The sequence below is a fragment of the Mycoplasma sp. 4463 genome, assembly GCF_048381515.1.
In the GTDB taxonomy this organism is placed as follows: Bacteria; Bacillota_I; Bacilli_A; order Mycoplasmatales; family Metamycoplasmataceae; genus Mycoplasmopsis.
On the sequence record NZ_JBLWID010000011.1, the window covers coordinates 1 to 21,163 of the forward strand.

General features: G+C 28.8%; 21 protein-coding genes, 12 tRNA genes and 1 rRNA gene. 14 read left to right on the top strand and 20 right to left on the bottom strand.

Annotated elements, in window-relative coordinates; translation table 4 throughout:
- Positions 1-250 precede the first annotated feature (250 nt).
- The 10 genes from ACNF36_RS01175 (at position 251) to tig (ending at position 7,010) form a co-directional block, all read left to right on the top strand.
- A tRNA-Tyr gene (locus ACNF36_RS01175) sits at positions 251-334 on the top strand.
- A gap of 4 nt (positions 335-338) precedes the next feature.
- A tRNA-Gln gene (locus ACNF36_RS01180) sits at positions 339-413 on the top strand.
- Between the two features lie 142 nt (positions 414-555).
- Positions 556-2,001 carry a proline--tRNA ligase gene (proS, locus tag ACNF36_RS01185; RefSeq protein WP_418303451.1) on the top strand — a complete coding sequence of 482 codons (1,446 nt, stop codon included), beginning with the start codon at positions 556-558 and terminating at the stop codon, positions 1,999-2,001.
- 138 nt (positions 2,002-2,139) lie between these two features.
- Positions 2,140-2,595: an MG284/MPN403 family protein gene (locus ACNF36_RS01190; RefSeq protein WP_418303452.1), complete on the top strand. Its 456-nt coding sequence runs from the start codon at positions 2,140-2,142 to the stop codon at positions 2,593-2,595.
- Positions 2,588-3,829, top strand: coding sequence for an MHO_1580 family protein (locus tag ACNF36_RS01195; RefSeq protein WP_418303453.1), 1,242 nt, complete (start codon positions 2,588-2,590; stop codon positions 3,827-3,829). Before ACNF36_RS01190 ends, ACNF36_RS01195 begins: the two co-directional genes overlap by 8 nt.
- On the top strand, positions 3,789-4,247 hold the full coding sequence (locus ACNF36_RS01200; protein ID WP_418303454.1) for an MHO_1590 family protein: 459 nt from the start codon (positions 3,789-3,791) through the stop codon (positions 4,245-4,247). The genes ACNF36_RS01195 and ACNF36_RS01200 overlap by 41 nt, the downstream gene beginning before the upstream one ends.
- A 14-nt stretch (positions 4,248-4,261) precedes the next feature.
- Positions 4,262-4,483: an acyl carrier protein gene (locus tag ACNF36_RS01205; protein ID WP_257089230.1), complete on the top strand. Its 222-nt coding sequence runs from the start codon at positions 4,262-4,264 to the stop codon at positions 4,481-4,483.
- 20 nt (positions 4,484-4,503) lie between these two features.
- A tRNA-Trp gene (locus ACNF36_RS01210) sits at positions 4,504-4,578 on the top strand.
- A gap of 46 nt (positions 4,579-4,624) precedes the next feature.
- Positions 4,625-5,620, top strand: a complete 996-nt coding sequence (locus tag ACNF36_RS01215) for an NAD(P)H-dependent glycerol-3-phosphate dehydrogenase (protein ID WP_418303455.1) — start codon at positions 4,625-4,627, stop codon at positions 5,618-5,620.
- A gap of 88 nt (positions 5,621-5,708) precedes the next feature.
- The gene (gene tig / locus ACNF36_RS01220; protein ID WP_418303456.1) at positions 5,709-7,010 is read left to right on the top strand and encodes a trigger factor; all 1,302 of its coding nucleotides are present in this window, start codon (positions 5,709-5,711) and stop codon (positions 7,008-7,010) included.
- Between the two features lie 142 nt (positions 7,011-7,152).
- On the opposite strand, the gene ACNF36_RS01225 is transcribed toward tig, so the two are convergent.
- From ACNF36_RS01225 to ACNF36_RS01245, 5 genes are read right to left on the bottom strand one after another with little or no spacing between them, the layout of a single operon-like run.
- Positions 7,153-7,377, bottom strand: a complete 225-nt coding sequence (locus ACNF36_RS01225) for a TM2 domain-containing protein (protein ID WP_418303457.1) — start codon at positions 7,375-7,377, stop codon at positions 7,153-7,155.
- A 53-nt stretch (positions 7,378-7,430) separates the two neighbouring features.
- Positions 7,431-8,363: a tRNA (adenosine(37)-N6)-threonylcarbamoyltransferase complex transferase subunit TsaD gene (gene tsaD / locus ACNF36_RS01230; protein ID WP_418303458.1), complete on the bottom strand. Its 933-nt coding sequence runs from the start codon at positions 8,361-8,363 to the stop codon at positions 7,431-7,433.
- Positions 8,363-8,896, bottom strand: coding sequence for a tRNA (adenosine(37)-N6)-threonylcarbamoyltransferase complex dimerization subunit type 1 TsaB (tsaB, locus tag ACNF36_RS01235; protein WP_418303459.1), 534 nt, complete (start codon positions 8,894-8,896; stop codon positions 8,363-8,365). The genes tsaD and tsaB overlap by 1 nt, the downstream gene beginning before the upstream one ends.
- Positions 8,896-9,291 carry a tRNA (adenosine(37)-N6)-threonylcarbamoyltransferase complex ATPase subunit type 1 TsaE gene (gene tsaE, locus ACNF36_RS01240; RefSeq protein ID WP_323176808.1) on the bottom strand — a complete coding sequence of 132 codons (396 nt, stop codon included), beginning with the start codon at positions 9,289-9,291 and terminating at the stop codon, positions 8,896-8,898. The genes tsaB and tsaE overlap by 1 nt, the downstream gene beginning before the upstream one ends.
- Position 9,292: 1 nt before the next feature.
- Positions 9,293-10,144, bottom strand: coding sequence for a DegV family protein (locus ACNF36_RS01245; protein ID WP_418303460.1), 852 nt, complete (start codon positions 10,142-10,144; stop codon positions 9,293-9,295).
- A gap of 37 nt (positions 10,145-10,181) precedes the next feature.
- Here ACNF36_RS01245 and tapR point away from each other — a divergent pair, with 37 nt between their 5' ends.
- Positions 10,182-10,766: a TyrS-associated PheT N-terminal domain-related protein TapR gene (tapR, locus tag ACNF36_RS01250; RefSeq protein ID WP_418303461.1), complete on the top strand. Its 585-nt coding sequence runs from the start codon at positions 10,182-10,184 to the stop codon at positions 10,764-10,766.
- Position 10,767: 1 nt separating this feature from the next.
- A complete protein-coding gene (gene tyrS, locus ACNF36_RS01255; protein ID WP_418303462.1) occupies positions 10,768-12,000 on the top strand; it encodes a tyrosine--tRNA ligase in 1,233 nt (410 codons plus the stop codon).
- A gap of 35 nt (positions 12,001-12,035) precedes the next feature.
- On the opposite strand, the gene ACNF36_RS01260 is transcribed toward tyrS, so the two are convergent.
- From ACNF36_RS01260 to ACNF36_RS01270, 3 genes are read right to left on the bottom strand one after another with little or no spacing between them, the layout of a single operon-like run.
- Complete coding sequence (locus ACNF36_RS01260) at positions 12,036-12,584, bottom strand: SprT-like domain-containing protein (protein ID WP_418303463.1); 549 nt, start codon at positions 12,582-12,584, stop codon at positions 12,036-12,038.
- 24 nt (positions 12,585-12,608) lie between these two features.
- Positions 12,609-13,559 carry a hypothetical protein gene (locus ACNF36_RS01265; RefSeq protein WP_418303464.1) on the bottom strand — a complete coding sequence of 317 codons (951 nt, stop codon included), beginning with the start codon at positions 13,557-13,559 and terminating at the stop codon, positions 12,609-12,611.
- On the bottom strand, positions 13,552-14,493 hold the full coding sequence (locus ACNF36_RS01270) for an RluA family pseudouridine synthase (RefSeq protein WP_418303465.1): 942 nt from the start codon (positions 14,491-14,493) through the stop codon (positions 13,552-13,554). Before ACNF36_RS01270 ends, ACNF36_RS01265 begins: the two co-directional genes overlap by 8 nt.
- A gap of 111 nt (positions 14,494-14,604) precedes the next feature.
- Between ACNF36_RS01270 and ffh the strand changes: the two genes are divergently transcribed.
- Together ffh and ACNF36_RS01280 are read left to right on the top strand one after the other, a co-directional pair.
- A complete protein-coding gene (gene ffh, locus ACNF36_RS01275; protein ID WP_418303466.1) occupies positions 14,605-15,957 on the top strand; it encodes a signal recognition particle protein in 1,353 nt (450 codons plus the stop codon).
- Positions 15,958-16,023: 66 nt separating this feature from the next.
- Positions 16,024-16,099, top strand: a tRNA-Thr gene (locus ACNF36_RS01280).
- An 8-nt stretch (positions 16,100-16,107) separates the two neighbouring features.
- Here ACNF36_RS01280 and ACNF36_RS01285 read toward each other — a convergent pair.
- From ACNF36_RS01285 to ACNF36_RS01340, 12 genes are all read right to left on the bottom strand, one after another.
- Positions 16,108-16,431, bottom strand: a complete 324-nt coding sequence (locus tag ACNF36_RS01285; RefSeq protein ID WP_418303467.1) for a thioredoxin family protein — start codon at positions 16,429-16,431, stop codon at positions 16,108-16,110.
- A 130-nt stretch (positions 16,432-16,561) separates the two neighbouring features.
- Positions 16,562-16,667, bottom strand: a 5S ribosomal RNA gene (gene rrf, locus ACNF36_RS01290).
- A 191-nt stretch (positions 16,668-16,858) separates the two neighbouring features.
- On the bottom strand, positions 16,859-17,527 hold the full coding sequence (locus ACNF36_RS01295; protein WP_418303468.1) for a signal peptidase II: 669 nt from the start codon (positions 17,525-17,527) through the stop codon (positions 16,859-16,861).
- 2 nt (positions 17,528-17,529) lie between these two features.
- Positions 17,530-20,211: an isoleucine--tRNA ligase gene (ileS, locus tag ACNF36_RS01300; RefSeq protein ID WP_418303469.1), complete on the bottom strand. Its 2,682-nt coding sequence runs from the start codon at positions 20,209-20,211 to the stop codon at positions 17,530-17,532.
- A 105-nt stretch (positions 20,212-20,316) separates the two neighbouring features.
- A tRNA-Phe gene (locus tag ACNF36_RS01305) sits at positions 20,317-20,392 on the bottom strand.
- A 4-nt stretch (positions 20,393-20,396) separates the two neighbouring features.
- Positions 20,397-20,473: transfer RNA gene (locus ACNF36_RS01310), tRNA-Asp, on the bottom strand.
- 4 nt (positions 20,474-20,477) lie between these two features.
- Positions 20,478-20,552 (bottom strand) — tRNA-Met (locus tag ACNF36_RS01315).
- Between the two features lie 16 nt (positions 20,553-20,568).
- A tRNA-Ser gene (locus tag ACNF36_RS01320) sits at positions 20,569-20,661 on the bottom strand.
- Positions 20,662-20,664: 3 nt separating this feature from the next.
- Positions 20,665-20,740, bottom strand: a tRNA-Ile gene (locus ACNF36_RS01325).
- A 6-nt stretch (positions 20,741-20,746) separates the two neighbouring features.
- Positions 20,747-20,823: transfer RNA gene (locus tag ACNF36_RS01330), tRNA-Met, on the bottom strand.
- 5 nt (positions 20,824-20,828) lie between these two features.
- Positions 20,829-20,905: transfer RNA gene (locus tag ACNF36_RS01335), tRNA-Ala, on the bottom strand.
- A gap of 7 nt (positions 20,906-20,912) precedes the next feature.
- Positions 20,913-20,989: transfer RNA gene (locus tag ACNF36_RS01340), tRNA-Pro, on the bottom strand.
- Positions 20,990-21,163: the final 174 nt, after the last annotated feature.

Here is a 21,163-nt window from a genome sequence, read left to right on the forward strand (position 1 = left end):
AGTAGAGTTTAAAAATTATAAAAAATGAGCTTCCAACTTGGAAACTCAGGATGCATGTGTTGCAGGAACATACATTGTTGTTGAACCTACAAAAGAAAGAATTCAATCAGTTTTAGGACACCATAGATAATTTTGGAAATTAGCAACAATTGTTGCTTTTTCTTTTATATTTTTCACTCTTATATAACCTAATAAAAAACATTTTTTTATTTTCAAAATATTTTTTTTGTTTTATAATATTGATGTGTTTGGGGGGATAGCAAAGCGGCCAAATGCGGGTGGCTGTAACCCACTTTCTTCGGATTCGGGGGTTCGAATCCCTCTCCCCCCACCATGATTGCCCCATAGCCAAGCGGTAAGGCAGTGGGTTTTGGTTCCACGATGCGTTAGTTCGAATCTAACTGGGGCAGCCATATCACCGAAAGGTGTTTTTTTATTACCTTTTTTGCATTACTTTTTTATTAAAAACGCAATTTTTAAATAAAAATAGTTTAAATTTGCACTTTTTGAATTTTGACCTCTTAAATTTATCTTTTGTGCTAAAATTTAAAAACTATGAATAATAACAAACAATTAGACAAAATTACACCATTAGAACAAGACTTCACTCAATGATATACAGACGTTGTTCAAAACGGAAAATTAATGATGTACGGACCTACAAAAGGTACAATGTTTTTACTTCCTAACTCATATGGAATTTGAGAACTAATTCAAGAAAATTTAAATAAAGCATTCAAAGAAAAAAATGTTCAAAATGTTAACTTACCATTATTAATTCCTGAATCACTTTTCAACAAAGAAAAAGAACACATTGATGGATTCAATCCTGAACTTGCTACAGTTACAATGGCCGGTAATAAAGAGTTAGATGAGAAACTTTTTATTAGACCTACATCAGAGGTTTTATTTGCACACTTATTTAAAAACTCAATTCAATCATATAAAGATTTACCAATGATCTACAACCAATGAGTAAGTGTTATTAGATGAGAAAAAACAACTAGACCATTTTTAAGATCTAGAGAATTCTTGTGACAAGAAGGGCATACAGCTCATTCATCATCACTCGAAGCTAGAACTCTTTCAAAAGAAATGATTAAAGTGTATTCTAAATTCCTAAAAAAATACCTTGCTATTCCTACTATTATAGGTAAGAAAACACCAAATGAAAAATTCGCAGGTGCATGTACAACTTGAACAATTGAAGCTATGATGAAAAATGGATATGCTCTTCAAGCAGGAACTAGCCACTATTTAGCTCAAAACTTCTCAAAACCTTTTGAAATTCTTTTTAAAAATGAAAAGAATGAATTTGAAAATGTTTATCAAACTTCATGAGGTTGCACAACTAGATTAATTGGTGCACTTATTATGACACATGGTGACAATAGAGGAATTATCATCCCTCCTTATGTTGCTCCAGTTCAAATTGATATTTTAGAATTATTCGCAAATAAGAATCCACAAATTCATGAAACAGCTAAAAAACTTTTCGCTGACCTTTCAAGAAAATTCCGTGTTAGATTAGATGATACTGATAAAAACCCAGGTTTCAAAGCTTCTAACTCAGAAATACAAGGAGTTCCATTAAGAATTGAACTTGGGCCTAAAGATTTAGAAAACAATCAAGTTACAATCGTTAGAAGAGATACTCTTGAAAAATCACAAATAGCAATTAAGGATGTTAAAAATATTGTTTCAGAATTATTAAAACAAATTCATGATAATTTATACGAACAAGCCGAACAAAGATTAATCAACAATCAAGAATACGTTTATAACTACGAAGATTTCAAATCAAAAATAGCTGAAAACAAGTTTGTTATTGCTCCATTTTGCTGTGATGGTAATGTTGAAGATCAAATCAAAGAAGACACCGGAGCAACAGCAAGATGCATTCCTCTTTCTTTAGATAAACCAATCAAGGATGTCGAGTGTTTTTGAGAGGGTTGTGATAATAAAACAAGTAGATATGTGGTCTTTGCAAAGGCATATTAAAAATGATGTTGTACATCATTTTTTTATATTCTATTTTTGCATTAAATGTGAACAAAGCAATACCTTTGTTCTTTTTTAGTATTTTTTTGATCAAAATCGGTAGTTTTTTTACAAAATAAGTGTGAAAGGAGGAAAAATATGGCCAAAAATATTCAAAAAATAATTACATATATAAATTTATTAAACGGAGAAAACATGCAACAAAATCTATTAACCGAAGCACAAGAAAAAGCATTATATGCTCAAGAGTGCGCAGTAGTAAATAATATATTTAAATTAAGAGATATTTTTATTAAAAATCTTAAAAGTAAAATAGTTAATTTAGAAACTATTTTAAGACACAAAAATGATCCTGAGGTTTCTAAACAACTCGAGATTGAAACTAACAAACTCAAAAAGGACTCTTCATTAGTCGGATTAGTTTTATCATTGATGAAAATTCAAAATTCTTGAATAATCAACAAAATGTATTGTGACGAAGAAACAAGATATAACAAGGAATGATATACCGATTATTTCTCAAAGACCACATTCTACAAGAGAAAACGAGACGCTATCAAAGAGTTTATAGAAATCTACTTTAACTATGTATAACATTGTGTCCATACACAATCAGGATACTTATATTGTTGAACAAAGAGACTTCAAAGTAAACATATTAAATGGTGGAAATCTAGGAAATTTTGATCTAAGTAATTTTGATTTACCATTTATTATTAGTATAGATAGAATTTTATCAAATGGATATACAGACATCAGTTTTGGATTTAAAGATAAAATCAATACACCATTTACTGAAGCTCTCAGATACCTTCTAAAAAGAAGATTTAATCTAAACATTTTAAATAATAAATTTACTATTAAAGCTTATTTTTTTGTTAATAAGGAACAAAAAGCTGAATTTAGTACTGACGATTTTGGTCTTAGTAATTTCAAGAGACTGAATTTCATTGAGTTAGATACACCATTCAATAAATTAAATTCAATCTTCATTAGGTTTACATTTACATCCAAAGTTTTGGGAATTGAGGAAGAATTATTTAAGGAATATCAGGTAATTTTTGGGAATGAAATTAAGAATTCACAACAAATATCTCCACAAAATTTATTATTTAAAATCAAAGTGCCTTACTCATATGTTTTTAATTTTTCTGAAAATTCAACTTACTGAACTAAAAAGTACTATCACAACATCATTTTAGAATTACCAAAAATTAATAATATAAATCAATTCACGAATTTATTGAAAATTACACAATTTAATGATAAAAAAGATAATTTGATGCCTGGAGAAAATAATAAAAATACAGATATGCAAATTAATGTCAATGAAGTTCATATAAATAATTTCTTGTCCAAAAATGAAAAAATTAATTTGCATTTAGAAAAAGAAAATGACGATAATATTTATCACTCTGGACTAATTGAAAATAACTGTTATCACAAGGTGGTAAGGATAGATGACTATTTAACTACTAATGAATCAGATATGACAATTAACAAAATTCCAGGTTTAATACCTAGTAAATCCTTAAAAATTCCATATCAATATAGTGGTCTATTAACTTTTAAATTTCCAATTTCCACACCTTATTTCAATTTTGATTTCATCAAAACTTTTGATATCAAACCCACTCAACTTTACGAAAGTAATACAGATAAAAGATTGAGAATTGCTTATTTTGATGATGACAATCCTAAAGTTACATATCGCTTCGTAATTGACTTAAAAGATTCAATCAAAATAATTAAAGATGAATTTTTCAACTTCAATGAGTTCATTTTAGATGAACAGACAAAGAAAAGACTTGATCAAAAAAATCAGTAAAGTTGTACTCATTTGTGTTGTCGGTGGTTTAATAGGGACTGGTGCATACTTTCTACATAGAAACTTATCAGAAAATAGAAAACAGTTTGAAGAAGTTCCTGGCAAAAGATGAAAAAGAAATGATGGAAAAATCAAAAATTATTACAATTACGAAGAAGATGAGAATTCCTGATTTTTTCCAACATTAGAGGCGAAATATTTTGAAAAATTTGTAAAAGTTGATGAATATGGATTTAAATACATCGATGAAGATATTGTTAAATCTGTAATCCACGACGTAATCAGGAGATTTCCTACAAAATATGGTTCAATTTTGTTCGATTATAAAATTATCAATAAAAATCAAATTTTTATTTATATGAAGCACATTAATGAAGACAAAGTAAAAACTAAAACTTATTTAATAGAGCTTAAATAATATATAATTAAGTCATGAATTCAAATATTAAAGACTTAGTTTTTAGTGAACTTAAAAAAATATCTAAAAACAAAAACATAACAGAAGACTCTAATATTAGAGAACTTGGAGTTGACTCTCTTGATCTAGCTGAATTAATTTTTGATGCTGAAGAAAGATTAGGAATTACAATTTCTGACGATGAATTAAGGGATGTAAAAACAGTTAAAGATGTTATTAGGATTTTAGATAAATAATATATAATATAGATGGCTTTAGGAGTATAGTTCAACGGTAGAACAACGGGCTTCAACCCCGTGTGTTGTGGGTTCGAATCCTGCTACTCCTGCCATTTTTTTGTGCTCTTTTTTTATATTAAATAAAGTAAAATTAGTAATATGAAAGAAAAAATTAAATTCGGTGTGCTAGGGACTGGTGCATTCGGTTCTGCATTAGCAAATATTTTAATTGAGAATAATTTTCCAGTAATTATGTATGGAATTAATGAACAAGAAATTAGCGATATTAACTATGGATATAATCGCAAATTTTTTGGTGAGATTCCATTTAAAAACTCTAATCTTATTTCAGCAACAAATGATTTAGGTTACTTTTATGAAAATGTAAACACAGTGATCCTAGCTGTTCCATCAGTTGCTGTTGGTACAATTTTAAGACAATCAGCCAAAGTGCTTGGAAACAAAAAAATTAGCATTATCAACTTATCAAAAGGTCTTGAACCTGAAACAAAACAATTCTTTTCTGACTATATAACTACTGCATTTGATAAAAATCTCGAAAATCTTGCGTCAATTATGGGACCATCATTTGCAATTGAAGTTTTTGAAGGAAAACTTACAATGGTTAACATTGTGGGGACAAATTCAAAATTCAACCAAGAAGTTGCACAATGCTTTAATAATTCACATTTTTATGTAAAACCATATGATGATATTAAAGGTGCTGAGGTATTTGCTGCTCTTAAAAATGTTTTGGCGATTGGATTAGGAATGACATCAGTTTTATATCCGGGTCAAAATTCACACGCTGGACTCCTTACATTAGGGACTTATGAAATATTTAAAATATATAAAACTATGTTCCCTAATGAGGAAGATACAATTGGTTACAATTTTGCAGCTATGGGGGATATTTTCTTAACATGTTCATCACCTACAAGTAGAAACTTTAGTTTTGGTATTAATGTTGCAAAAGTAGGTGTTAGCGAAGCTTTAGCAACACAAAACGTAACTACCGAAGGTTACGATACAGCAATAACATTACAAAAAATAATTGAAGAATATAACATTAAAGATATTCCGTTTTTACAAGGAATTATCGATGTTTTATTCAATGACAAAGACCCAAAAGTCATTTTAGATTCAATAATTTAAACATGCTCTCGCATGTTTATTTTTTACACCCTTAATTTTTAATATAGTGTAAAATATTATTAATTTATTAATAATATTGGAGGTAACCATGATTACACATACAAAAGATAAGAAAAAATCAGAAGTTGTTGTTAAAGTTAAAATTAATCAAGCAGATTTTGATAAAAAATTAAAAGAATTTACAGACAAATTAGCTAAAAAAGTTAAAGTTAAAGGTTACAGACCAGGAAAAGCTCCTAAAGCTGAAATCGAAAAATATGTAGACCACAGAGCTGCATTTACTGATACAGTTAACTCATTTAGCAATGAAAATCTTCCAGCTGTTTTTGAATATGCTGCAAAAAACAAAATTAAAGCAGCTAGATACCCAATGTTAGACTTACAAAAAGATGGTGAAGATCTTTACTTAGTTTACATTTTTGTTGAAGAACCAGATTTTGCAGTAGATCCTAAAAAATTAAAATTAGAATACAAATCAATTAAAGTAGCTAAAAAAGATGTTGATGATATGAAGAAAGATATCCAAGAAAAATTATCTGTTAATGAAGAAATTACAGATAAAAAAGCTAAAACAAAACTTGGAGATACAGTTAACATTAACTTCAAAGGATTTATTGACAACACACCATTTGAAGGTGGAGAAGCTGAAAACTATGATTTAAAATTAGGTTCAAAAACATTTATTCCAGGATTTGAAGATCAACTTGTTGGTAAATCAGTAGGATGAAAAGGCGATGTATTTGTTACATTCCCTGCTGACTACTTCGTTAAAGAATACCAAAACAAAGAATCAGTATTCCAAGTTTCAATTAACTCAATAAAGAGATTAAAATTATTCGAATTTACAGATGAAAATGTTAAATTACTTGGTGATCCAAAAATCACAGATCTTAAATCACTTGAAAAAGAACTTAAAAACAATGTTTTCATTAAAAAATTCTTCTCAAACGTTGATTCATTCTACCTTTCATTAATTGAACAAACAATCAAATTAGCAAAAGTTAACTTGCACCCATCATTCGTGGAAGAAAGACTTGGATTATTAAAATCTGAATTCGAAAAACAATTAAAACAATTTGGAATGAAGAAAACTGAGTACTTACAATTAATCAAATCATCAGAAGCTGATTTAGAACAAGAATTTGTGAAACAAGCTACAAAAGATGTTGAAAACGCTAAAGCTATACAATACTGAGTTGCTAAATATCCAGTTAATGCTTCAGCAGAACAAATAGCAGAATTTACATCAAAAATTGAAGCGTTTGGATTTAATAAATCTGTAGCAAACAACTTAATTATCTCAGCATTAAGAATGTCATTAATTTTAGCTGATGTAAACTCAGAAGCTGCAGCTAACTTAGAAAGTGACTTTACAAAAATTACAAAATAATACTTTTAATGATTAACTAACTCATTTAAATAATATGAGTTAGTTTTTTTTATGCCTTGTTCACTATAAAATAAGTAAATTAAAAAATGAACAACTTATATTGTTCATTTTAAAAACATAATTTTAATTAGCGATAACTGAATTATCATTTTGAAATTTCGTTACCATTTGCATCTTTTTGTTTTCCACAAACAGCTAAAATGAAGTCAACAATTGGTCAAATTCCAACTGAAATTCATGATCCTACTAAAACTTTTAATAAACCTAATCCGATTCTTCCGGCATAGAATCTATCTACTCCAAATGCTCCTAAGAAGAATGATAATAAAGTTAAAACTAATCTGCTTTTTGGTGATACTGAATTCATAAATGCCTCCTAATTAATCTATCAATTTAATTATAAATTATTTAAAAGTTTTTTTATTTTTTTCAGGAAAAAGCTAGATATGCAACTTGAGCTATCATAGCACCATTATCTGTCGCATATTTTAATGATGGAACAATAGTGTTTTTATGCAATTTACAAAACTCTTCCCTTAGGTAGGAGTTAGCAGAAACTCCACCGCCTAAAACTAAAGTTTCAACATCATATTTCTCTAATGCTGCTTTAGTTTTACTAATCAAGTAGTCAATAGCTGTTTTTTGAAAAGAGACAGCAAGTTGTTCCTTGTCAAGTTCTTCATTTTTCATTTGAGCTTTGTTAACTTTGTTTAAAACTTGTGTTTTAAGACCACTAAATGAAAAATCTAATTCATTATCTGTGTGTGGAAATGTTAATTTTGTAAATTCACCATCATATTCTTTGAAAAGCTTATCGATAATCGGTCCACCAGGAAAACCTAGACCTAATCTTGAAGAAACCTTATCGAAAGCTTCTCCAACAGCATCATCAAGTGTCTCACCGATGATTTCTAAATCTTCTACATCTTTAGCATAAATTAATTGCGTATGCCCACCAGAAACTAATAAACATAATGCAGGGAATGTAATTTCGTTAGTTAATGTGGCTGATAAAAAATGACCAACAAGGTGATTGACAGGCACTAAAGGTTTATTTATTGCTAGTGCAAAAGCACTTGCAAATAAATAACCAACTTGTAGCGTTCCTATTAAACCAGGTTCTTTCGTGTAAGCAATATAATCAAAAGAATTTGGATCATATTTTTGCAATATTAATTCCTGAATAAGCGCGATATTTTTAACATGCTCACGTGAAGCTATTTCAGGAATGGTTCCTCCGAACTCTTTAAAAATATCAATTTGTGAAATAGTTCATAAATCTAAAACTTTTCCATCTTCTAAAACTGCTAAAGATGTGTCATCATGGGAAGTTTCAATACCTAAAATTCTCATTAGTTTACACCTCCAATTTGAGGTTGTTTAATATATAAAGGTTCTACGCTCATAGTGTTTTCTTCTTTGAACTTATCTTTAAAATCCTTGAAGCTATCAATCATCTTTTTATAATCTACTTTGTCAACTTCAGTTGAATCCTTATCAACTATTTGAATGGTGTTTTTATCATAAAAATATACTTTTGAACCTTGCGCATCTATATAGAAGTTTTCTCTATTAGGACTTAATGTTTCTAAAATTTCAAATGTATTAATTGTAAAGAGAGGTTTTTTATATAAAAGAGCAAAAGTTCTAAAGTAAACTAAAGAACTTCTTACACCAGTGAAAAAACCTGGTCCCTTGTTTATATAAAAGTTATTAATTTTACCTACTGTTAAATTATTTTTGCTCAATAACAGTTGAAATTGTTCAGTTATTAACTGAACTTTTTTCTTATAACCTTCTAATAAAACAAAGTCAACAACATTGAAATCTTTATCAAATAAAACTAAAACAAAATCCTCTGTTGCTGTATCTAAATAAACATTCATTATTTAACCTCTGTAATTTCAAAAACATGTTTTTCGTCTTCATTCATATATGCATTAATTTTTACATAATGTGTAAAATCTAAATTTTGCAAGTTCGCTCATTCAATAACAACTAAATTATCATCAAAATAATCTTCAAACTCATCAATTGAAGATTTAAAGTTGTATAAATCAATATGAATTAGACCATCATAGTTTTTCATATATGAAAAACTTGGTGATGTAATCTTCTCTTTTATACCTATTTTTTTACCTAATAATTTAGTGAAAGTAGTTTTTCCAGCTCCTAAATCACCTGATAATAATAAAAATTGTTTCTCTTTAAATAGTTCAAAATTTTGATTTATAAAAAGTTCTAAGTCTTGCAGACTAGAACAAACGATTTTTTTTAGCATTCTATAATGTACTAATTTTTTCTTCAGTTAAGTTTTTAGATAATTGAACTACAACAATAGTTTCAGGTCCTGTATGAACTGAAATACAGTTAGGTAATAATGTTGTGAAAACTCTATTTTTTCCCTTGCTTTTTATATAATCAACAACATCTTTTAAATCGCCTGAATTTGAATGGATAATTAAGATATCTTTATCGTTATCCTTTAATTTAGCATCAATATTCTTGTAAATTGTTTTTAAGAATACTAAACCTTTTCCTTCCTTTTCTAATTTTCCTTTATAGAAACTTACAATAGGAATGATTCTAAGCAATCTAGCAACAACAGCTGCAGCAGGTGTTAATCTTCCTCCTTTTAATAAGTATTCATTGTGTTTAGGAAAAATTGAAACTTTTTGTCTTTCATCTCATTGTTCAATTTCTCTAATTGCTTCATCAACATCAGTTCCATTTTTGATTAATTCAACAAAATCTCAAACTTGAAGTGTGATTAATGATGCAACAAAAATCGACTCAATAACTCTTAATTTTGGATATGATGATTCAAGAGCCTTTAAGTTTTGATATTGACTTGATAAATGTTTTGAAATAGGGAAAACAACAACATAATCGTGTGTTTTTGATAACTCACTAATTAAATCTTCTGCTATCCCGATTGGTGTTGCAGAAGTTCTATAGGTTTTTGTATCTAGATTAAAGTAAGTGAAAAAATCTTCTGGTGTTAAATCGATACCATCATTGTATGTTTTTCCATCTAATTCAATTCTTAAAGGAAGATAAAATCATCCTAAATCTTCAGCTTGTTTTTTATTTAATCCTGAAGCTGAGTCTACTACTATAGCTACCTTTTTCATAAATTCAATTATATTAAATTTATGTATAATTTTGTTTATGATATTGTTTAATAATTTGGATAAATCATTCTCAAATGTATCTATTATTTTTGTTGATAGTAGAGTTTCGAAAACTCAACAAATACAACTTGATAATATGATTATTTTTTCAGATGATAATAAAAAAATACATTCTATAAATTTACTTGATAATAAGCTTCTTGATATTGAACCTAGTTCAAAATTTGGGGCATTAAATGCAGAACAAATTACAAAATTATCTTCAGTTTTAGTTAAAAATGGTTTTGCTTTAGAAAATGCACCTAAAATTATTTACGGTTTAATTACAAAAAGAGAAAAACACCCTAAAAGTGAAAAGTTATTTGTTCTAGAAGTTTTAATTAATAAAGAAACAAATGAACATATTCAATTAGTTACAAACACATTGGATTCTCAAGAAGGTAAAGTTGTTGTTTTATCATTACCGGGAACAACTGTTTTCAGTGGTCTAGAAGTCTTAGAAGGCGAAATGCTTAATGTAAAAAGTTATGGAATGCTATCAGGATACAGAACTTTAGGAATCGATAGAGAAGGATTAATTTTCGGAACAAGCGAACAAATTGGAAAGGATTTTGAATTTTAAAATGAATGTACTTAAAGAATTAAGAAACCGTGGTATTTTAAAAGCCATTAGTAATGAGGAAAAATTCAACTCACTTCCGGAAGGTGTTGGAGTTTACTGTGGCTTTGACCCAACAGCAACAAGTTTACACTTAGGAAATTACATTCAAATAGCTAACTTATTAAGATTTAAACAAGCAGGCTTTACAACTTATGTAATCTTAGGTGGAGCTACAGGAATGATCGGTGACCCTTCTTTCAAAGATTCTGAAAGACAACTTCTTGATGATGTTACTGTTCTAGAAAATAAAAATAAAATTAAGGCACAGCTTGAATCATACGGTTTAACTGTTGTAGATAACTATGATTTTTACAAAGATATGAATATTTTAGAATTTCTTAGATCTGTAGGTAAATTAGTAAATATTTCATATATGCTTGCTAAAGATTCAGTTGCTTCTAGAATTGAAAAAGGATTAAGTTTTACCGAATTCACTTACCAATTAATTCAAGGTTGAGACTTTGCTACTTTATACAAAGATAAAAATATTTGCATTCAATTCGGTGGTTCAGATCAATGAGGAAATATCACAACTGGTTTAGATATGATTTCTACATTGCACGGAAACGATCATAAAGCAGTCGCAATCACAGCTAACTTATTAACTGATGCAAATGGAAATAAATTTGGTAAATCAACAGGTGGTGGTAGTTTATGATTAGATGCATCAAAAACAAAACCATTTGTTATGTATCAATTCTTGTTAAATCAACCTGATAGTGAAGTTGAAAAATTACTTAAATGACTAACATTTTTACCATTAGAGCAAATTGAACAAATTATCGAAAAACATAAAGAGCAACCTTCATTAAGATATGCTCAAAAAGAGCTTGCTTATGCAGTTATTTCCGACGTTCACTCCAGTGCTGAAGCTAAAAAAGCAAAATTAATTTCAGAAATATTATTTAATAAAAATTTAGATTTATCAAATTATTCAACAGAAGAAATATCTGACATTTATGAAGATATTATCCATTTTGAATTAGTTAAAGACCAAAATTTAATTAATCAACTTATTGAAAATAACATTATTAAATCAAAACGTGAAGCTAGAGAGTTTATTGCAAATAATTCAATTAAGCTCAATTTAGAACCAGTAAATGAAGATAGCGTTTTAAATTCAAGTTTATGAAATAACAAATTCGCACTTCTACACGTTGGTAAGAAAAATATTTACTTAATCAAAATTAAATAGAAATGAAAAATTCTCATCGATTGATGAGAATTTTCTTATACCTTTGAAGTTCTGCTCAAAATTGGATGATAATGAGCTTCAATCTTTTCTTTTAAATCAGGTAAATGGCGAACTAATTCTTTTTTAAAAGTTTTATCGTGTTTAACGAAACCTACTGCATGCAATAATTCGTGAACTACAGTTTCTTTAATAAAATATTCGTCGATTAAATACAATCTCTCATTGAACATTATTAAAAATTGTTTTTTGGGATCTGATGAACTAATTACACATCTTCCTCAGTATGATTTTGAGTTTTTTAACTCCCATCTTCACCTTTTATCAAGGCTCATTATTTGTGAATATTCATCAAAGTATTTCTGAATAATTATTGAAATTTGCTCTCTTACAAACTCCAATAATAATGGTTTTATTCTTCTTTCAGACCTACAACGTAGTGATTTTGCTACTTTTTGACTTGAGTCAAATATGTAAAGATAATTATTAGGAAGCAATTTATAAGTGTATCTTTCTCCTAATAAAACAAATCAATCTTTATCAACTGAAATTTCATTTTCAGCAAGTAATTTATGTGTGTAAACCATAATTAAAGATAAAGAAAATGCCTATTAAGCATTTTCTTTATTATGTTCCTCTTCAGCTTGTTTTGTGTAATTAAAAATTAGTTCAGCTAATTTATCTTTAGGCATTTCTTGATATCCACTAATACCTAATAATTCAGCCATTTTGAATAATTGCTCATTTGGAATTTCTAAAAGTTTTTTGATTGCAGTTTCTTTTTGGACATCTGCTTGAATTTTTTCTTCTTCTGATAAATCTTTCTTTTCTGAATCAGTAGCATCTGCTGATTTGTTTTGATTTTTGAAAATATCATTTAAGTTTGCGCCGTTAGCAAATCCTGAAAATAAATCAGAAATACCATTTGGGTTATTTTTGAATAACTCTTGCATTTTAGCAGCCATAGCAAGTGTTTCTTCTTCCATTTTAATTGAGTAGAACATCTTAATAATAAATACAACTTTTTTAGCAGGAATTAATCAGTTAACAATTGTTAATATAGTTGTAACAACATCAATAACAACAATTGCAATTACAATATTTGGTAAACCTTGTTGATTAAATGTGCCGTTGTAAATGTACTTGAATAATGTGAAAACACTGAATAGTCCTACAATTGTTGATAATAGAATTGGTCATCTATTGAAATTAAGATAAGTTTTTTCCTTACGAACTTTGATAAAAGAAACAATTATCACAATTGCAGCAGCACAAAAAATAATTATGTAAAAAAAATGATTTATTATGCAAAAAATAAAAAAACTTTTACTTTCACTTTCGACTTTAATTACTTCATCTGATGATAAATTTGTAGTGTCAGGGTTTAAAAATGTATTGTGTCCGATTGTTACAATTAAGAAGCCAGCCAATGTTAATGCAGCAATTAATGTGATTGAAGCAAATAAAAGTCAAACTCAACTAGCAAATGTTTTTTGTCCTTTCTCATACAGTTCATCTGCTTTACGATATTTTAGAAAATCTCTTAAATTTCATTTAAGCATTCAAAACCTCCTTTATTTCATCTTCTTTTATAAATTCATCGAAATTAAAATCAGCTACATCAAAGTCGTGTGGTGGTTTTGAATAAAACACCATTTCTTTTCCAGTCATAGGATGATGTAATTCTAATTTATAAGCGTGTAATCTTTGTCCATTTTCATCAACATACTTGTTGTAAACAGGATCTCCATAAATTGGATTTTTAATATATGCCATATGCACTCTGATTTGATGAGTTCTTCCTGTCTCAAGTTCGCATTTTACAAGTGATTTAGGTAAGTTATCAATGTAAAATGTTTTTAATAAAGTAACGTGAGTAGTTGCTGGTTTAGCATTAATATCAGTTACTTCCATTTTAAGTCTATCTTTAGCATTTCTACCAATAGGTAAGACTAATTTAAGTTTTTTACTTTCTAATACGCCATCACAAATTGCTAAATATGAACGCTTAATTTCGTGAGTAGCAAATAACTCAGAAAGTTTATTATGAACCTCATTGGTCTTTGCAATAACTAATAAACCGCTTGTGTCTTTGTCAATTCTATGAACGATGCCTGGTCTAAGCAATCCATTTTGATCTGATAAATTATTTTTAAAATGATATAAAAGTCCATTCACTAATGTGTCTTCATAATGACCTGGAGCTGGGTGAACTGTCATACCAGTTGGTTTATTAATGACGCATAAATATTCATCATCATAAACAATATCTAAATCCATTTGTTTAGGAACTACTTTAATCTCCTTATCAAGTACTCTTGAAATTTTAATTACTTGACCTTCTCTCACCGTAAATTTAGGTTTATTAACCAAAACATCATCAACTGTTACAACTCTCTCATCAATAAGTTGCTTAATATCATTACGTGATATTTCAGTATTATTTGAAATATATTTATCAATTCTTTCAGGATATTTAACTACTAATTCAATCATAAATTCAATTATATATTTTTTATAGATTTTATTTGTATTTACTAATAAATATTTATTTATTAGTATGCTTGAGAAAACTATATAAAAAGTTTTTAATGTTATAATATGACTATGTTAGATTTTTTAGAGAAAAGAATACAAAAAAGTATTGCAAAAATGTCAAAAAAAACAACTCTAAATGAAGCTGATATTTTAGAAGTAACTAAAGACGTAAAATTAGCACTTCTTGAAGCTGACGTTAACTTAAGGGTTGTTAAAGAGTTTATTAATAATGTTAAAGCAAAGGCTTTAGAATCTGAAATTATAGGTAAATTAAATCCATCACAACAAATGATTAAAATTTTTCAAGATGAACTTGTAAATATTTTAGGTGGAAAAACTACCGAAATTTCAATCACAAAAAAACCTTATATCATTATGATGTGTGGACTTCAAGGTTCAGGGAAAACTACAGCAACAGCTAAAATTGCTTACTATCTTAGAAAGAAAAAATTCGTAAATAATCCACTTGTTGTTGCAGCTGACATTTATCGTCCAGCTGCAGTGCAACAATTAGTAACTTTAGCAAAGAGTATTCAAGTTGATTACTATGAGCAAGGTGTTGAAGTTCCTGCAGAAGAAATTGTAACTAATGCATTAAAACAAGCTGATGCTAATAAAAATGACTTAATTATTATCGATACAGCTGGTCGTTTATCAATTGATGAGAAATTAATGCAAGAGCTTAAAAACATTAAACAAATTGCTCATCCATCTGAAATATTCTTTGTTGCTGATGCTATGTCTGGTCAAGACATTGTTAATGTTGCTCAAACATTCAATGATAACTTAAGCTTATCAGGTTTAATTATTACAAAACTTGATTCAGATGCGCGTGGTGGAGCCGCATTAAGCTTACGTCAAGTTTTAAATGTGCCTATCAGATTTATTGGTACAGGTGAAAAAACATCTAATATTGATTTATTTCACCCTAATCGTATGGCTGATAGAATTCTGGGGATGGGTGATGTTTTATCACTTATCGAACATGCGCAAGATAACATTGATGAAGATAAAGCAAAAAATATGGTTGAAAGAATTTTTTCAGGCAAATTTGACCTTGATGATTTAATGGATCAAATTAAGCAAATGAAGAAATTAGGTAAATTCTCAAAATTACTTAAAATGCTTCCAGGTTCTTTATCAAATAAAATTAATGAAGAAGACTTAGATAAAGCTGAAGAAAAAATTCAACTTTACCAAATCTTAATGTCTTCAATGACCAAGAAAGAAAGAAAAAATCCTAAACTTTTAAAACAAGCATCTAGAAAAGAAAGAATTTTAAAAGGTTCAGGAAGAAGCGTCCAAGAATACAATAAACTACTTAATGAATTTGAATCAATGCAAAAAAGAATAGTTGATATGGCTAATAAATTCAAAAATGGTGGAACAAGTGGTTTAAGTGGTCTTGGAGGATTATTCTAAAACAAAAAGCAACATTTAATTATGTTGCTTTTTTAATTTTATTGATAAAATTAACTTATTAAATGTGCCATCATAGCTCAGCAGGCAGAGCACTTCCATGGTAAGGAAGGGGTCGCTGGTTCGAGTCCAGTTGTTGGCACCATTTTTTTATTACTCTTTTGACACTTTGTCTAAAACCGATTTTAATTCTGAATATGGTAAATATCCAGAAAGTGAAGTTACATATTTTGCATCCTTATAAATTTGAATATATGGAATACTTGTAATATTCATTTCTCTTGCAAAATCTCTGTTTTTATCAATATTAACTCTTAATATTTCGACATTATCTTTTTGGTCTAATTCAGTTAATGTGTTTGCATATAACATTTTACATGGACCACATCAGTCTGCATAAAATACTAAAAGTTTCACACCTTTTGAATTATCTAAAAGTGAAAAAACATCTTGTTTTGTTAAATCATTGTGAATCATTTTAACCTCCCTTAAACAATATGTAATTATTATACCAAAAAATAAAAAAGTGCTTTTTAGCACTTATTTTTTGTGAAATTTAAACTTTTTGCTGCTTTTGATATAACATTTTTTAAAAAAGGTATAAAAAAAGCAGCGGCTCCCTATTTTCACTGTAAAGCTATCTTCGGCACTAAAGGGCTTAACTACTGAGTTCGGAATGGATTCAGGTGATCCCCTTTGCTATAACCACTGTGAATATTATAGCACTGATAAATAAAAACAAAAATATTTTTTAAATTTTTTTCTAAAAAATTCTGATCTCTAATGAAACACAAATTTCATCACTTACATTCATTGATTAGGAAACTAAATTTAACACTATGAATTTACGAAATTAGTACAAAAAACATCCCAACAATGTTGAGATGTTTATTTAATTACTGAATTATTTATTACGTATATAAATGTTAGCTTCGTATTCTAAATCTTTATCCTCTTCACGTGCTTCTTTAATTCACATTGTAATTGAAATAATAACGAATACTATAATACCAACAAATACAAATGTATCAGCTAGATTGAATGTACCTTTATCTGCTCAAGGTAAGTAAAGCATATCTTTTACATAACCATTAAATAAAATTCTATCTAACGCGTTTCCGAAATCTCCTGCTAGTAAGATACCTAATGGGATTGAATAGTATAAAGAATTCTTAGCGAAGAATAAAGGTAATATTAGGATAAATGCAGCCACCATAAAGCTTAATCCTTGAATTAAAGCAATATTAGTTGTTTTAAGAAATGTGACACCTTTATGTCAAATAGATCTAATTCCAAATAAACCAAAATTTTGTCATTCACCAGAATTTGATGGATAAATATTTTCAGGGAAAATGTATGTTCCATCTGGTAAAGGAATTTGTCCATCTTGTCTTAATCTTAAAACATCACCATGTTTAAATAAAAAAGTTTTTGTTAGTTGGTCTATTGTTAAGAAAATTGCAAAAGTAATGAATAATATTACATATGCAGTTAAAATTGATTTTCAATTTACTTTGAAGTGTTCAACTATTTTAGTAACAAAAGTTTTATTTTTTTGTTCTTGATTATTCATAATTATTTATCTTCCCAATCTTTTAGAATTTCATAACATGTATTACATAAATTATCTATCATCTCTGATTTTTCAAAATGATTTCAACATCTTTGACATTTTTCAGAATCAAATGTTGTAATTTCTAATTCATCATTTGATTCAAATGATACTTTACCTACCATTAATAAAGTTTTTAAATCAAGTGATTTGATAAAGTCTGATAATGAATTTGGTAATTTAACATATACTTCATTAATTCTCTTAATTGTACCTTCTTTAATTAAGTTATCAACTTTAGCATTTACTTCAGCACGTAATTGGAAGAATTCATCAAATTGTTCAATTAATGATTTATTAACTGCAACATCATTAAAATCAAATGCATCAAACATTATTGAGTCATGCTTTGTAGCTTTATTAAAGTGTCCGTACGCTTCTTCAGCTGTTGTAGGTAAAATAGGAGCAATTGCTTTAATAATAAAGTCTACGATTTCATATAAGTTAGATTGAACCATTAATCTTTCTGGATCGTTTGATTTTCTTATATAAAGGATGTCTTTAGTAATTGATAAATAGAATCCAGATAAGTCAACAATATAGTTATTTAATAATTTAACAACATTAATGAATTTATATTCATCATAAGCTTTTTTAATATTTAATTTTAATTCATTTAATTGTTCTGAAATAAGTGCATGAATACCTGTTTTTTGAATATTAGAATCATATTCAAAACCAGATAAATTACCTAACATAAATCTGATAGTATTTCTGATTTTTCTATAGATTTCAGTGTTTTGATCAAGGATATCATCTGAAATATTTACATCATTTGTATATTCACTATTAGCTGCTCATAATCTTAATATATCTGCACCACGTTTTTTAACAACATCAATAGGCTTAATTACATTTCCTAATGATTTTGACATCTTGTCACCATTCTTATCTAAAACAAAACCGTGTGAAACAATTTGCTTATATGGAGCTGTTTTTTGATATGCAACTGAGTTAATGATAGATGAGTTAAATCAACCTCTGTATTGGTCAATTCCCTCTAAATATAAGTCATACGGAGCCTTGTAACGCTCATCAATATCAACAGCAGTAAATGAAACACCAGAATCAAATCAAACATCCATAATATCCATTTCTCTTGTAAATTCTCTACCTTTGTATTTTGGATGCAATAAGTCTTGTGTGTCTCATTCTCATCAGATATTGATATCGTGCTCTAAAACTTGATTAATTGTGAAATCAAATTGTTCTTTATCGATTACAGGGTTTTTATGTTCATCATAAAAGATAATGATTGGAACACCTCAAGTTCTTTGTCTTGAAATAGTTCAATCACCTCTTTCTGCAATCATATTTCTTAATCTTGTTTTAGCTCATTCTGGATATGTTGAAACTTTTGTTTCAATATTTTCTAAAATGTCTCTTCTAATTTTATCAATAGAAACAAATCATTGAGGTGTGCCTCTATAAATAATTGGTTTGTGAGTTCTTCAATCATGTGGATATGAGTGCTTCATAAACTCCAATTTCATAACTCTATCATCTAAAAACTCAACAATAGGTTTGTTTGCACTGTCATAAAATAAACCATCAAAATCAGTACTTGTTCCAAAGATAGTTCCATCATCTGCAATGTGCATAATTTGTTCTAAATTAAATCTTTGCCCAATTAAAAAGTCGTCTTCTCCGAACATTGGAGCAATATGAACAATACCTGTACCTGATTCTTCAGTAACATGATGACCAACAACTAACGGAGCTAATAAACGAGTGATTGGTGTGAAATATAAAATATTTTTGCCAAGAACTTCATACCCATAAAATTCATCTAGAATGTCATATTCATAAATTTCATTCTTCTCAGCATATTTCTTGAATAATTCTTCTGAAAAAATTAGAGTATCATTTTCAACCTTAACTCTGATATATTTAATTTTAAGCCCTACGGCAGCTCCTGAGTTAGCTAATAATGTTCAAGGAGTAGTTGTTCAAACAACAATATCATCACCGTTATGGATCTTGTCGAAGTTACTACTTACAACTCTTAGTTTTAAATATAATGATGGACTTCTTACTTCTTTATATTCAACTTCAGCTTCTGCTAAAGCACTTTGTGAAGTAGGAGATCAATAAATCGGTTTAAGTCCCTTATATACTAAACCATCTAAAATCATTTTAGAAAAGACTTCTAATTGTTTAGCTACATATTTCTTATCTAAAGTAATGTAATACTTTTTAAAATCTGAAAAAAGTTGTAATTGTTTAAATTGTTCTTTCTGAATTTCGACTTGTTCCAATGCATAAGCTTTCGCTTTAATTCTTAACTCAAGTGGTGAAATTTCTTCTTTCTTAAGGTTACTTTCTGAAAGCATTTTATGTTCAATAGGTAATCCATGTGTATCTCATCCAGGAACAAATGGAGAATAATATTTATTTAAAGTTTTTCATCTCACAATTATATCTTTTAAGATTTTGTTTAAAGCATGACCTACATGTAAATCTCCATTAGCATATGGTGGACCATCATGCAAAATGAAAGACATATTATCTTTATATTCTTCTAATATTCTTTGATATATGTTATCTTGATATCACTTTTCTCTATATTTACTTTCTTTTTCAATTAAATTAGCTTTCATTTCAAAGCTTGTTTGTGGCATATTTAAAGTCTTTTTGAAGTCCATATTTTCTCCCTGTTGTTAAATTATAAATTAATTATAAATAAATTAAATTATATAAGAAAATCCTCTAATTTACTAACTTAACAAGTTAACAAATTAGAGGATTTTTGGTGGCCTCGGCAGGAATCGAACCAGCGACACACAGAGCTTCAATCTGTTGCTCTACCTACTGAGCTACAAGGCCATAATGGCGGTCCAGACGGGGATCGAACCCGCGTTCTCCTCCGTGACAGGGAGGCGTATTAAACCACTTTACCACTGGACCGTTTTGGTTGCAGAGGAAAGAATTGAACTTTCGACCTTCGGGTTATGAGCCCGACGAGCTACCACTGCTCCACTCTGCTATGTATCTCCTGTTATTGGCGGGTGATGAGGGATTCGAACCCCCGCGGGCCGTGAAGCCCCTGCTAGTTTTCAAGACTAGTCCCTTCAGCCAGACTTGGGTAATCACCCTTATGGTGGACCTAACAGGATTCGAACCTGTAACCGACCGGTTATGAGCCGGTTGCTCTAACCGTTGAGCTATAGGTCCGTAATTTGGTAGCACCGAAGAGATTCGAACTCTTGACCTTCCGGGTATGAACCGGATGCTCTAACCAACTGAGCTACAGTGCCATATATGGTGGAGAGTATGGGATTCGAACCCACCACCTCCTGCGTGCAAGGCAGGCGCTCTAGCCAAATGAGCTAACCCCCCATATAAATGGTGAAGAAGACAGGATTTGAACCTGCGACCACTACAGCCCAAATGTAGTGCTCTACCAAGCTGAGCTACTTCTCCAACAATCATTAGTTGCGTTATTATTATAATATAAAAAATATTTTTATGAAATTTTTTTTATATTTTTTTGAAAATAAAAAAACACCATTAAAGGTGTTAAATATTCTTTGAAAACTGAATAGTTATTTTAATAATTCATTAAAATGTCTGAATACAACTTAATATACTTTTAAA